General features: G+C 58.0%; 9 protein-coding genes and 1 riboswitch. Of the genes, 1 reads left to right on the top strand and 8 read right to left on the bottom strand.

The window, feature by feature from the left end:
• Positions 1-25: 25 nt before the first annotated feature.
• The 4 genes from V9K67_RS08260 to metE all read right to left on the bottom strand — a co-directional run bounded on the left by V9K67_RS08260 (position 26) and on the right by metE (position 7,020).
• Complete coding sequence (locus V9K67_RS08260; protein ID WP_336721392.1) at positions 26-2,221, bottom strand: B12-binding domain-containing radical SAM protein; 2,196 nt, start codon at positions 2,219-2,221, stop codon at positions 26-28.
• Between the two features lie 79 nt (positions 2,222-2,300).
• Positions 2,301-3,893, bottom strand: coding sequence for an ABC-F family ATP-binding cassette domain-containing protein (locus V9K67_RS08255; protein ID WP_336721391.1), 1,593 nt, complete (start codon positions 3,891-3,893; stop codon positions 2,301-2,303).
• A gap of 172 nt (positions 3,894-4,065) precedes the next feature.
• A complete protein-coding gene (locus V9K67_RS08250; protein WP_336721389.1) occupies positions 4,066-4,584 on the bottom strand; it encodes a hypothetical protein in 519 nt (172 codons plus the stop codon).
• A gap of 105 nt (positions 4,585-4,689) precedes the next feature.
• Complete coding sequence (metE, locus tag V9K67_RS08245; protein ID WP_336721388.1) at positions 4,690-7,020, bottom strand: 5-methyltetrahydropteroyltriglutamate--homocysteine S-methyltransferase; 2,331 nt, start codon at positions 7,018-7,020, stop codon at positions 4,690-4,692.
• Positions 7,021-7,203: 183 nt separating this feature from the next.
• A riboswitch (cobalamin riboswitch) is annotated at positions 7,204-7,399 on the bottom strand.
• A gap of 462 nt (positions 7,400-7,861) precedes the next feature.
• Here metE and V9K67_RS08240 point away from each other — a divergent pair.
• Complete coding sequence (locus V9K67_RS08240) at positions 7,862-8,110, top strand: KGG domain-containing protein (protein ID WP_336721387.1); 249 nt, start codon at positions 7,862-7,864, stop codon at positions 8,108-8,110.
• An 83-nt stretch (positions 8,111-8,193) separates the two neighbouring features.
• On the opposite strand, the gene V9K67_RS08235 is transcribed toward V9K67_RS08240, so the two are convergent.
• The 4 genes from V9K67_RS08235 to V9K67_RS08220 all read right to left on the bottom strand — a co-directional run bounded on the left by V9K67_RS08235 (position 8,194) and on the right by V9K67_RS08220 (position 12,816).
• Positions 8,194-8,634, bottom strand: coding sequence for a carboxymuconolactone decarboxylase family protein (locus V9K67_RS08235; protein WP_336721386.1), 441 nt, complete (start codon positions 8,632-8,634; stop codon positions 8,194-8,196).
• A 65-nt stretch (positions 8,635-8,699) separates the two neighbouring features.
• On the bottom strand, positions 8,700-9,275 hold the full coding sequence (locus tag V9K67_RS08230) for a Crp/Fnr family transcriptional regulator (RefSeq protein WP_336721385.1): 576 nt from the start codon (positions 9,273-9,275) through the stop codon (positions 8,700-8,702).
• Between the two features lie 145 nt (positions 9,276-9,420).
• Positions 9,421-11,820, bottom strand: a complete 2,400-nt coding sequence (locus V9K67_RS08225; protein ID WP_336721384.1) for a ribonucleoside-diphosphate reductase subunit alpha — start codon at positions 11,818-11,820, stop codon at positions 9,421-9,423.
• A 24-nt stretch (positions 11,821-11,844) separates the two neighbouring features.
• Complete coding sequence (locus V9K67_RS08220; RefSeq protein WP_336721382.1) at positions 11,845-12,816, bottom strand: ribonucleoside-diphosphate reductase small subunit; 972 nt, start codon at positions 12,814-12,816, stop codon at positions 11,845-11,847.
• Positions 12,817-12,886: the final 70 nt, after the last annotated feature.

Raw genomic sequence — 12,886 nt, 5'->3', positions numbered from 1 at the left:
TTCCTTAAAAATAAGGCAGAAGCCGCTACAAGCGTAACAATCCCGCCTTGTGCAGGGTGTTGACGGGCTTATTGTCCCAGAACAGCTCAAAATCCTCCAGGCCGGCCTGCTCGTAGTCGGCCTTAAGGGCCTGTACGGTCAGGGGGGTGGGGTTGGCCAGGCCGAGGCGGGGCAGCATGCCCACCAGCCAGGTGCCTTTCTCCGGCTCCAGGCTGATGCTGAGGGTGGCGTTTTTGGTGGAAAAGGCCAGCGACAGCACCTCCCAGGAGGCGCCCTTTTTGGATTTGCGAACCAGTTCGGTTTTGGGCGGCCGTCCCAGCCACACCACCTTGCTGTTCGGTCCCGAAGCGGGCTCCGGCTCTTCGATGGCTTTCTTGATAAAGTCGGGGGCGATGGTGGTCTTGGGCACCTTGAAATCAAACCATTTGTGCAGGGGAAAATCGAAGCAGGCGGCGTGCATATAGTTCAGCAGGGCTTTTTTCAGGCCGTAGCCGAATTGCTCGTGGTCGGCGCCGGTGGGGTCGACGTGCTCCAGGTCGTTGTTGGCAAAAGCGCCCACGGCCTCGGTCACTTTCCGCACCTTGAACTTTTCGGGCTGCAGGCCGATAGGGCTGTGGGCCGTCATGGTAAACAGGTGCCAGAAGGCCGATTGCAGTACGCCGGTCTCGAACAGCTGGCGCACCATCTCCAGCGAGTCGATGGTTTCCTGGGCCGTCTGGGTGGGGAAGCCGTACATCAGGTAGGCGTGCACCATAATGCCCGCCTCGGTAAAATGCTTGCTCACCCGGGCCACCTGGGCCACGGTAATGCCTTTTTGGATGAGCTGCAGCAGGCGGTCGGAGGCCACCTCCAGGCCCCCGCTGACGGCGATGCAGCCGGAGGCCCGCAGCAACAGGCAGAGGTCGCGGGTAAAGCTTTTTTCAAACCGCACGTTGGCCCACCAGCTCACCACCAGGCGGCGGCGCAGGATCTCCAGGGCCAGCGAGCGCATCAGGGCCGGCGGGGCGGCCTCGTCCACAAAGTGGAAACCGTTCTGCCCGGTCTGGGCGATTTGCTCCTCCATGCGGTCCACCAGCAAAGAGGCCGTCAGCGGTTCGTAATTCTTGATATAGTCCAGCGAGATGTCGCAAAAGGTACATTTTCCCCAGTAGCAGCCATGGGCCATGGTGAGCTTATTCCAGCGGCCGTCGCTCCAGAGGCTGTGCATGGGGTTGACCACCTCGATGGCGGAAATATAGCGGTCGAGGTAAAAGTCGCTGTAGTCGGGCGTACCCACCTGCCCCTGCCGGTAGTCGGAACAGGCGGTGTTGTTGATGTAGGTGACGGCGCCGTCGACCAGGGTAAAGGTCCGCTTCAGCTCCGATTGGGGCCGCTTGCCTTCGAGGTGTTCCAGCAGCAGCTCCAGGGGCGCTTCGCCGTCGTCCAGGGTGATAAAGTCATAAAATTCAAAGACGCGGGGATCGCTGAGCGACCGCAGCTCGGTATTGGCAAAGCCGCCACCCATGGCCACCCGGACGCCGGGGCAATTCTTTTTAATCCACTGGCCGCAGCGCAGCGACGTATACAGGTTGCCGGGAAAGGGCACGGACAGGGCCACCAGCCGGGGCTGCACTTCCGCCACTTTTTGCTGCAGCAGGTCAATCAGCAGCTTGTCGATGTAGGTGTACTCCTTTTGGAGGGCGGCATACAGCTCGTCGAAGGAGGAGGCCGACCGGCCGAGGCTTTCGGCATAGCGGCTGAAGCCGAAATGTTCGTCCACCGTTTCTTTCACCAGGTCGCTCAGGTCTTCGAGGTACATGGTGGCGAGGTGCTTGGCCAGGTCCTGGGTGCCCATGCTGCCAAAAGCCCATTTCAGGTCGCCCAGCTGGGTAAAGCGTTCCGCCTCGGGCAGGAACTCGCGCTTGCAGATCAGGTGGGCCAGCGTCGGCCGCTTGCCCTGCAGGAACAGCACCACGTCGTCGACGGTATCGATATAATCCTCCTTGAGGGCAAGGATCCGCTCGGCATTGGCAGAAAAGGTCTGCCCCAGGCTTTCGATATGGGCAAAAAGCTGTTGCAGGCCCCTTTTGCAGAACAGGGCCAGCGTCACTTCAATGCCCAGGTCGGCCTGGACGGAAGGGATGCCTTTGGTATTGAGGAAACCTTTCAGGTAGGCGGTTGCCGGGTAAGGGGTGTTGAGCTGGGTAAAAGGAGGCGTGATCAAAAAGACAGGGGCATTCAAAACGGCTGATTTAGCCTGCAAAAGTACCGTTCCCCGACCGGATAATGCGTTCCGGTTTCTTAAAATTCAGCCGCATGCCTCAAGCCTTCAGCTCGATTACCTTTTCCACGCCTACTTCCTTTAAAAAATAGGCATCATGGGAAATAACGAGCAGCGTACCCTGGTAGCCGTTGACCGCGGCGGACAGGATGGCGATGTTCTGAAGGTCGAGGTTGTTGGTGGGCTCGTCCAGCACGATCAGGTCGGGAGCCCGGTTGCTGATGGTCAGGCAACACAGGATGAGGCGCATCTTCTCCCCTCCGCTCAGGGCGCTGCAGGGCTTGTCCCAGTCGTCCTTGCCAAACAAAAACCAGCTGAGGCGGATCTTTACCTCGTGCTCCTGCAGGGCGGAAAAATTGAACTGCTGCGCCTGCTCGTATACCGTCAGGGCATTGTCCACCAGCGAATACTCCTGGTCGATGTACACCGCCTGGTTGTCCGCCCGGTGCAGGGTACCGGCAGCGGGCTCGAGGGCACCCAGGATCAGGTTGACCAGGGTGGTCTTGCCCGAACCGTTGCCGCCCTTCAGGGCGATGCGGTCGCCGCTGGTGATGGTAAAGGTCAGCGGCTGGTGCCAGAGCGGCCGGTGGTCGTAGCTGAAGTTGATGCCGGTGGCCGCCACCAGGATCTTGCCGTTGTGGAGCCCCGAATCGTCGAAGCCGAATTTCATCTTGTCGGCATCGGGCAGCTCTTTGCGCAGGTCGGCCAGCTCCTGGGCCAGGCCCCTGATCTTTTCGCCCTGCGCCTCTTTCAGCCGCGACGTGCTCTTTTCGGCGTTGTTGCGCAGGGTGTTCATCATGATGGTGGGCGTGCCCGCCTTCTCCTGCTTTTTTTTGCCGCGGGCCTCCAGGCGCTGCCGCCTTTCGGCCGTTTCCCGCTCCACCTCCTTTGCTTTGCGGATGGCTTTTTCCCGGCTTTTGATATCCTGGTCCAGGGCATTAAGCTCCAGTGCTTTCTGTTCGGCGTAGAAGTCGTAGTTGCCGCCATAGACCGTCAGGCCCCGCTTGCTCAGTTCGCAGACCGGGTCGAGCAGGTTCAGCAGGGTACGGTCGTGGCTGACGACCAGCAGGGTGGCCGGGCTGGATTGGATAAGGTCGTAAAGGAGGTGCCGGCCCCCGGTGTCGAGATGGTTGCTGGGCTCGTCCAACAGCACGATCCCGGGCTGGTGAATGGCTATGCCGGCCAGGAAGACCTTGGTTTTCTGCCCGCCGCTGAGGGCGTCCATAGGCCGGTCGAGGCGCAGGCCGTCCAGGCCCCAGTGCTGCAGGGCCTCCCGGCAGCGTTCCTCGATGGTCCAGTCATCGTCCAGCGCTGCCAGGGTCGCGTCCGAAAGGTCGCCTTCCAGTACGCGGTGCAGGGCGGCGATCTTTTGGTCCACCCGTAGCGCCCGGGCCACGGTCAGTTCATTGAATTGACCGAAATGCTGGGGCACATAATACAGGCGGTCACCGGCGGTGATGCTGCCGGCCGCAGGAGCCAGGTCCCCGGCAATGACCTTCAGGAGGGTAGACTTGCCCGAACCGTTATTGCCCACCAGGGCGGCTTTGGCACGTTTGGGGAGGCTGAGACTGATGTCCTCGAACAGGACGTCCTTGTTGGGATGGATATAAGCGAGTTGCTGCAGTAATAGCATACGAATTTCTTCCTTTAAAAGTGAGGAGTCCGGCGATCCGCTTGGGGCGGCGCCGCTTGTCTTTTGTCGGGGAGAAATCCGTTTTTACATGATGGGGGAGCTATTATTGTTGGGCTGCAAATATAAGGTTTTCTTTTAAAGGGGCAGAAGAGGTTTCCCCCTGCATTCCGGCTTAATGCCCGTGGTGGATCCAGGTGTACCGCTTCCCGTTCCAGTGAATGAGCCAGCCTTCGGAGGCGGCAGCACCTTTATGGTCATGGATAAACAGGGCGGGAGTATTCAGCGCCACTTCGCGGTGCCCGGTAAAATGGCCGTTCTCCGGGTCGCGCTGGATGGCCCGGGCGGTCTTTTCGGTATAAAGTCCCCACTGATCGGCGGACTTAAAGGTGAGTCCCCCCTTGTTCAGGTTTTTCCCCGCACCAAACAAAAAGGATTCGTGGGTATTGCCGTGCACCAGCAGGATGCCCTTTTTCTTTTTTTCCTTTTCCACCACCAGCACCGCTATATCCTCCTTCCCGTCCCCGTTAAAGTCGGCCTGAAGAAAGGAAGGCTGCAGGTAGGCCTGAACGGTGTATTTAGCGTCCAGCCCTTTTTTCGCAAAGGTTTCGGAGAACCAGGCGGGCAGGTCAGGGGACTGGCTGCGCCCTGCCACGCCGGCAAAAAGGAAAACCAAAAGAAGAAGCTGCTTCATAACACATATAATATCCTACTAATTTACAAAACCCATCCCGCCCGCAAACCCAGCCTTAAAAAAAACGGGGTAAACCCATCCGTTTACCCCGTTTTTTTCATCCGATCAGGAATGTACTTTATCCTTCAGCAGCGCCCTCATTTTCCGGGCAGCCTTTACCATATTCACCAGGGCCGGCCGGGTCTCTTCCCAGCTCCGGGTCTTCAGGCCGCAGTCGGGGTTGACCCAGAGGTTGCCGGGCGGCAGCACCTGCAGGGCTTTTATCAGCAGGGCCTCCATTTCGCCCACGGAGGGAATGCGGGGCGCATGGATATCGTACACCCCCGGCCCTATTTCGTTGGGGTACCGGAAGTCCGCAAAGGCATCCAGCAGCTCCATCTGCGATCGCGAGCACTCGATGGTGATGACGTCGGCATCCATGGCGGCAATGCTGTCGATGATATCGTTGAACTCGGAATAGCACATATGGGTATGCACCTGGGTTTCGTCCTGTACCCCGGAAGCCGCGATGCGGAAGGCCTTGACCGCCCATTGCAGGTACGGCCGCCGGTTTTCCTGCCGCAGGGGCAGCCCTTCGCGCAGGGCGGGCTCGTCAATCTGGATCACCCGTATGCCGGCGCGCTCCAGGTCGGCCACCTCGTCGCGGATGGCCAGGGCGATCTGCGTACAGGTTTCGGCGCGGGGCTGGTCGTTGCGCACAAAGCTCCATTGCAGCATCGTGACCGGGCCGGTGAGCATGCCCTTGACCGGGCGGGCGGCCAGCGACTGCGCATAGGCGCTCCACTTGACCGTCATGGGGGCGGGGCGGCGGACATCGCCGTAAATGACGGGCGGCTTCACGCAGCGGCTGCCATAGCTTTGCACCCAGCCGTTCTGGGTAAAGGCAAAGCCTGCCAGCTGCTCGCCGAAATATTCCACCATATCGTTGCGCTCGAATTCGCCGTGCACCAGCACGTCCAGGCCGATCTCCTCCTGCCAGCGGATGGCGTTTTCGGTTTCCCGGGCGATCCGGCGGTCGTATTCCTCCGCACTCAACGCGCCCTTTTTCCACTGCGCCCGCCAGCTCCGCACTTCGGCGGTCTGGGGAAAGGACCCGATGGTGGTAGTGGGAAAGAGCGGCAGGCGCAGGGCTTCATGCTGCAGCGGCCGGCGCACCGCAAAGGCACTGCGGCGGCGGTCGTCCTGCGGCGTCAACCCCGCCACCCTTTGCCGCACGGCGGCATTCCGGGTCAGCGGCGAGGTCCGGCGGCTTTTGTTGGCGGCGGCGTTGGCCCGCCAGCGTTCCCGGGCGCGGGCATTGTCGTCACCGGCAGCCAGTTGTTTCAGGGTCACCACCTCTTCCAGCTTTTGTTTGGCAAAGGCCAGCCAGGACTTCACCTCTGCCGGCAGGGTCTTTTCGTTGGACTCCAGCTCCAGGTCGCAGGGCACGTGCAGCAGCGAGCAGGAAGGGGCGATCCACAGCCGGTCGGCGCCCAGGTGTTCCACCGCCCTGCGGATGGAGGTAAGCGACTGTTCGAAGTCGTTGATCCAGATGTTGCGGCCATCCACCACGCCCAGCGACAGTTGGGTTGCAGAGTGGGCAAAGCCGGCAGCCAGGATGTCGTCGAGCTGCGCGGGACAGCGGACCAGGTCGAGGTGAAGGGTTTGTACCGGCAGGCTCAGGGCCAGCGGCAGGTTGCTGCCATAACAGTCGAAATAGGAGGCTAACAGGAAATGCAGCTGCGGGAAGCAACGGTGGAGGGTGGTGTAGACTTTGGCAAAAGCGGCCCGTTCCCGCTCGTCCAGGTCGAGGGACAGGCAGGGCTCGTCGAACTGCAGGTAGTGGGCGCCGGCAGCGCTCAGTTGGGTCAGCAACTCGATGTAGACGGGCAGCAGGCGGTCGAGCAGTTCCAGGCGGTGGAAGCCGTCTTCCTTTTCCTTGCCCAGCAGCAGGAACGAGACGGGGCCCAGCAGCACCGGCTTGGCGGCAACGCCCAGCGCCACGGCTTCGGCATATTCCCGGACCACCTTGGCAGCATTAAGGGAGAACTGCTGGCCGGCGGTAAATTCGGGTACCAGGTAGTGGTAGTTGGTATCGAACCACTTGGTCATTTCCAGGGCGGTGAGGTCGAAGCCGTCCTTCTGGTAGCCGCGGGCCAGGGCAAACAACAGGTCGGTCGGCGACAGCTGCCGCTGTTCCTGCAGCAGGAGGAACCGGTCGGGGACGGCGCCCGTCATCAGGACCGTATCGAGCACATGGTCATAAAAGGAAAAATCGTTGCAGGGAAGAAGGTCGATACCGGCCTCCTGTTGCGTTTGCCAGTTTTGGCGGCGGAGGGCCGCGGCGGCTTCTTCGAGTTGCTGGTCGTTGAGGGTGCCTGCCCAGTAGGCTTCGCAGGCTTTTTTCAGTTCACGTCGGTTACCGATCCTCGGGTAACCCAGGTTGTGCGTTTGCATTTGTCTGATTTTAATTGAATGATTCAATAAAATCTTTGCAGATGAAACCCACAATGCTCCAGGGAAAGAGCCAACAAATGCGCATGCAATAACAGGAAGCAAGACGTTGCCGGCGGCAACTCCCGTCCTTTAAATTGAATAGGCACTTATCCTGCTTGAGCAGTTGCTTCAGTCCACGAAAGCATTGTCAAAACGAAAGAGGCAGGTCTCCTGACTTGTGCCATTTTTACCGCCCTTCCCATCGCGCCTGGAGCGGGACAGTGGGCATTGCGGGGTAAAAACGTCGGGGGCACTTACAGTTGCGGGACAGTCCATGAATCGCACATGGTTCCCTTTTCATTCCGGCTCAGCACCGGAAACCTTTTTCGCCGATAAGTTGATCGCAAAGAGCTAAGGCGGCAAAAATAGTTAAATGCTGTTATAAAAATTCGCCCGCCGAACTTATTCTTCCTTTGGAGGATACCCACTTGTATAAATACGTCTGGAGTAAAGTTGAACAAAGAGAGTTATTCACGCCGGCGGTTACCTTAATAAAAACCAGTTTCCAAAGTCGTTCCTGTGCATAAAATAAACAAGTCCTGCAGGTCGCCCCATCCATGCAACTTTTTGTACAACTCCTGTTCAAAGAATCTACACTTCAACTTTTCTTTAGATAGTCAGGACTGCCGGAAGGTCTGCTGATCAGGAATTTTCCGCTGTTTTGCCCCCGTTTTCCTAAAGCTATTATAAGGATAAAGAACAGCTGGAAAAGAACAGAGCGGCCCGGGCAACCAAGCCGTATTGGCACTATTTTCCGGTTAGCTTACCGCAAGAAATTTGTTAACAATAAAAACTTGTTTTTATGGCTGAAAGAAATCAAGGAGGCGGAAACCGCGGAGGTAATCAAGGTGGAAACCAAGGAAATTCGCAAAGAGGATTTGCCTCTATGGATCCGGAGAAACAAAGAGAGATCGCCAGTGAAGGTGGTAAAGCAGCCCATGAAAAGGGAACCGCTCATGAATTCGATTCCGAAGAGGCGCGCGAAGCCGGCCGCAAAGGGGGTCAATCCTCCGGTGGCGGCGGACGCAGCCAGGGTGGCGGTAACCGTTAAAGTTCCAAATTCAAACGAAACGCCTGAACCACCGGTTCAGGCGTTTTTTTATGCGGCCTGATCTGCCGATACATCTACCGGGTTTACCGGGGCACCGGCAGGAGCGAGCTGACGGCAATGCGGTTCCAGGAATTGATCACCAGGGTGGCCAGGACGATGTCGCCGATCACCTGGGGGCTGAAGCACTTTTCGGCCTGCCGGTAGGTAGCATCCGAAATACCTTTCTGGTGGAGGAGGGTCACTTCTTCCGTCACGGCCAGCAGCGCCTTTTCTTCTTCGGTAAACAAATCGGTTTCGCGCCAGGCATTCAACAGGAAGATCCGCTGTTGCGTTTCGCCAATTTGAAGCGCTTCTTTGGTGTGCATATCGATACAGAAGGCACAGCCGTTGATCTGCGATGCCCGGATCTTGATCAATTCCCTTTGTATGGGCGTCAGGGAGGATTTGGCGGTAATAACACTCAGGTGGTAGAGGGCCTTATACGCTTCGGGATGGGATTGCTGAAAGTTGAATCTTTGTTCCATTTTGCTTTTATTTTTTGGATGGAGCAAAGCTAAAACCCCTCCCCCGCCCGATTGCTTAAACCAGTTTAAGAACGCTTCTTCCTGCGGATCTCACTCAGGTATTCCGGGGTGAAGCCCAGGAACGAAGCCAGCAGGTATTGGGGCACCCGCTGCACGAACTCGGGATACTTTTCATTGAACTGGTGAAACAGCTCCTCGCGGGACAAATAATACAGGCCCCGGATGCGGAACTGGTAAGCGGCATGCGCCCGCTGGTGCACCAGGCGGAAATACCGTTCCATTTGCGGGAACCGCTGCAGCATTTCTTCCTGGGCGGCATACTCCAGGGCCAGCACCCCGGAGGTTTCCACCGCCTGGATATAATATTCGGAAGGCTGTTGCGTGGAAAAGGACGTAAAATCGGCCATCCACCAGTGCTCCAGGGCAAACTGTATGGTTTGCTCCACTCCTTTTTCGTTGATAAAAAAAAGGCGCAAACAACCCTTCTCCACGAAGTAATTGGACTTGCACACCTTCCCTTCCACCAGCAGGTTCTGCTTTTTAGCAACTTTCAGGGGCTGGAAATACGACAGGATATTTGCGTAATCCTGTTCATTGACGGCAATAAACTTTTCAATATGCTTTTTCAAAATATCCGACATAAGCAATAACCTGTTGACCACAAAATTACCATGGAAGGCAACTGGATTTTACAGGCGACATCCCTAATCTATAAAAACGGCCTTCTGCCGTTCTTCAGGTATTCGAAGAAGGGCAGAAGGCCGAAAACAGGATGCGGCTCCCTTTCTACGAGCCACAGCTTAGGCAGCCGTCCTGCATCGAACAGGCTGCTCCTTCCGGGAAGGAGGCTTCGTTGAGGGGCACCACCGTTGCCATTTCGCGCGTCGGCTGGCCGGGCAGCACGGGCTCCACGGCGCTGCCGCCCTGCTTTTCCACCGTAAACTGCACGGCCTGGGCGGCGGCCTGGGTACGCAGGTAGTACATGCCGGTTTTGAGGCCCTTCTTCCAGGCATAAAAGTGCATGGAGGTGAGTTTGGCGGCCGAAGGACTGTCCACGAACAGGTTCAGCGACTGCGACTGGCAGATGAACGCGCCCCGGTCGGCCGCCATGTCGATCAGCGCCCGCTGGCGGATCTCCCAGACAGTCTTGTACAACTCTTTCAGCTGGGCCGGGATACCGGGAATATGTTGAATGGAACCGTTGGCGGCAATGATGCGGTTCTTCATGTCATTGTTCCACAGGTTCAGCGCCGCCAGGTCCTGCAGCAGGTGCTTGTTCACCACCACGAACTCGCCGCTCAGCACCCGGCGCACATAGATGTTGCTGGTGTAGGGCTCGAAGCATTCGTTGTTGCCCAAAATCTGCGAGGTGGAAGCGGTGGGCATGGGCGCCACCAGCAGGGAGTTGCGCACACCGTACTGCGCCACTTCGGCCTTCAGGCCGGCCCAGTCCCAGCGGTCGCCGGGCGTCACGCCCCAAAGGTCGAACTGGAACTGGCCTTTGGAAACGGGCGAGCCTGCGTAGGTTTCGTAAGGACCCGCCACCTTCGCCAGGTCTTTGCTGGCGGTCATGGCGGCGAAGTAGATGGTTTCGAAAATGTCTTTATTGAGCTGCCGGGCGCCCTCGCTTTCGAAGGGCAGCCGCAGGCGGATGAACACGTCGGCCAGGCCCTGCACGCCCAGGCCCACGGGCCGGTGCCTGGTGTTGGAAGCCTTTGCTTCGGGCACGGGGTAAAAGTTGTTGTCGATCACCGCGTTCAGGTTCTTCGTTACTTGGCAGGTCACATCAAACAGCTGCTGGTGGTCGAAGGCGCCGTTGCGTACGAACTTCGGCAGGGCCAGCGAAGCCAGGTTGCAGACCGCCACTTCGTCGGGCGAGGTATACTCGATAATTTCCGTACACAGGTTGCTGCTCTGGATGGTACCCAGGTTCTGCTGGTTGCTTTTGCCGTTGGCGGCATCCTTGTACAGCAGGTAGGGCGTGCCGGTCTCGATCTGGGCGTCGAGGATGCGGAACCACAGGTCCTGGGCCTTCAGGGTCTTGCGGGCCCGTCCTTCGGCTTCGTAGCGGGTGTAGAGGGCTTCAAATTTCTCACCCCAGCACTCGTGCAGGCCGGGAGCCTCGCTGGGACAGAACAGGCTCCACTGCCCGTTGGCCTCCACCCGCTTCATGAACAGGTCGGGGATCCAAAGGGCATAGAACAGGTCGCGGGCCCGCAGCTCCTCCTTGCCGTGGTTCTTGCGCAGGTCCAGGAACTCAGGGATGTCGGCATGCCAGGGCTCGAGGTAGATGGCAAAAGCGCCCTTGCGCTTGCCGCCGCCCTGGTCCACGTAGCGGGCCGTATCGTTGAACACCCTTAGCATGGGAATGATGCCGTTGCTGGTGCCGTTGGTACCGCTGATGTAGCTGCCGGTGGCGCGAACGTTGTGAATGGCCAGGCCGATGCCGCCGGCGCTTTGCGAGATCTTTGCCGTCTGCCTCAAGGTATCGTAGATGCCATCGATGCTGTCTTCCTTCATGGCCAGCAAAAAGCAGGAGCTCATTTGCGGCCGCGGGGTGCCGGCATTAAAGAGCGTAGGGGTGGCATGGGTAAACCAGTGCTCGCTGAGGAGGTGGTAGGTCTGGAGCACGCTGTCCAGGTCGGACTTATGAATGCCGAGGGCCACCCGCATGTACATGTGCTGGGGACGTTCGGCAATCTCCCCGTCGATGCGCAGCAGGTACGACTTTTCCAGGGTTTTGAAGCCGAAATAATCGAAGGCGTAGTCGCGGTCGTAGATGATGACGCTGTCCAGCCATTCGGCATGCGTATCAATGAGGACCATCACGTCGTCGGCGATCAGTGGCATTTTGCGGCCGGTGGCCTTGTCGGTATACGCATAGAGCTTGCGCATGGTGTCCGAGAACGATTTTACCGTGTTCTTGTGCAGGTTGCTCACGGCAATGCGGGAGGCCAGGATAGCGTAGTCGGGATGGGTGGCCGTCAGCGAAGCCGCCACCTCCGCCGCCAGGTTGTCCAGCTCCGTGGTGTGCACGCCTTCGTAAATGCCTTCAATGGTTTTCTTGGCCACGTCGATGGGATGCACCATCGGGCTCAGGCCGTACGACAGTTTTTTAATGCGGGCCGTCACTTTATCGAATTGAATGGGTTCTTTCCGCCCACTCCGCTTAATTACATAGCTCATAATTATATTTTAAGGGGTGAGGCGTTAGAAATCTTCTTCCAAAGAAAAGGCCTGGCTTTCCTTGGCGGCCATGACGCCGGCTTTCTGGTAGTCGCCGACGCGTTTTTCAAAAAAGTTCGTTTTGCCCTGCAGCGAGATCATTTCCATGAAGTCGAAGGGATTGGCGGCGCCATACACCTTGGGATATCCCAGCTCGGAAATCCAGCGGTCGGCCACGAACTCGATATATTGCTGCATGAGGCGGGCGTTCATGCCGATCAGGTCTACCGGCAGCGCCTCGGTGATGAATTCCTTTTCGATGGCAACGGCATCGGTGATGATGGCGTACACCTCTTCCCGCGACAGCTGTTGCTGCAGCATGCCGTATAACAGGCAGGCAAACTCGCAGTGCAGGCCTTCGTCGCGGCTAATGAGCTCGTTGCTGAAGGTCAGCCCCGGCATCAGCCCCCGTTTGCGCAGCCAGAAGAGCGAACAGAAGCTGCCGCTGAAGAAGATGCCTTCGACGGCGGCGAAGGCCACCAGCCGCTGGGCGAAGCTGCCATTGGTGATCCAGCGCAGGGCCCATTCAGCCTTTTTGGTTACGGCCGGCACGGTTTCCATGGCATGGAACAGGCGGTGCTTTTCTTTAGGATCGCTGATGTAGGTGTCGATCAGCAGGGCGTAGGTTTCGCTGTGAATATTTTCCATCATGATCTGGAAACCGTAAAAGCAGCGGGCTTCGGGCAACTGCACCTCGCTCATGAAATTCACGGCCAGGTTTTCGTTGACGATGCCGTCGCTGGCGGCAAAGAAGGCCAGCACGTGCGAAATGAAATGGCGCTCGCCATCGTTCAGGGTTTCCCAGTCTTTAAGGTCTCCGCTCAGGTCGATCTCCTCGGCCGTCCAGAAGCTGGCCTCGTGGCGCTTGTAATGTTCCCATACTTTAGGGTAGTTGATGGGAAGCAGGACAAAGCGTTCCTTGTTCTCTTTTAAAAGTACTTCGTTCTCCGGCTGCATAGCTATAGTTTAAAAAATGGAGCAATAAGCCTTCGGAAAAAGAAATAAGGGCTGAAACAGCGCGGGGATA

The organism is Huijunlia imazamoxiresistens, assembly GCF_037132455.1.
GTDB classification, from domain to species: Bacteria; Bacteroidota; Bacteroidia; order Chitinophagales; family Chitinophagaceae; genus Flavisolibacter; species Flavisolibacter imazamoxiresistens.
This window is presented reverse-complemented; position numbering and strand designations above follow the sequence as displayed.

Excerpts from the sequence above, each read along its gene's own strand:
- V9K67_RS08255 (WP_336721391.1), bottom strand. The coding sequence starts at position 3,893 with ATGCTATTACTGCAGCAACTCGCTTATATCCATCCCAACAAGGACGTC.
- V9K67_RS08250 (WP_336721389.1), bottom strand. The coding sequence starts at position 4,584 with ATGAAGCAGCTTCTTCTTTTGGTTTTCCTTTTTGCCGGCGTGGCAGGG.
- metE (WP_336721388.1), bottom strand. The coding sequence starts at position 7,020 with ATGCAAACGCACAACCTGGGTTACCCGAGGATCGGTAACCGACGTGAA.
- V9K67_RS08240 (WP_336721387.1), top strand. The coding sequence starts at position 7,862 with ATGGCTGAAAGAAATCAAGGAGGCGGAAACCGCGGAGGTAATCAAGGT.
- V9K67_RS08235 (WP_336721386.1), bottom strand. The coding sequence starts at position 8,634 with ATGGAACAAAGATTCAACTTTCAGCAATCCCATCCCGAAGCGTATAAG.
- V9K67_RS08230 (WP_336721385.1), bottom strand. The coding sequence starts at position 9,275 with ATGTCGGATATTTTGAAAAAGCATATTGAAAAGTTTATTGCCGTCAAT.
- V9K67_RS08225 (WP_336721384.1), bottom strand. The coding sequence starts at position 11,820 with ATGAGCTATGTAATTAAGCGGAGTGGGCGGAAAGAACCCATTCAATTC.
- V9K67_RS08220 (WP_336721382.1), bottom strand. The coding sequence starts at position 12,816 with ATGCAGCCGGAGAACGAAGTACTTTTAAAAGAGAACAAGGAACGCTTT.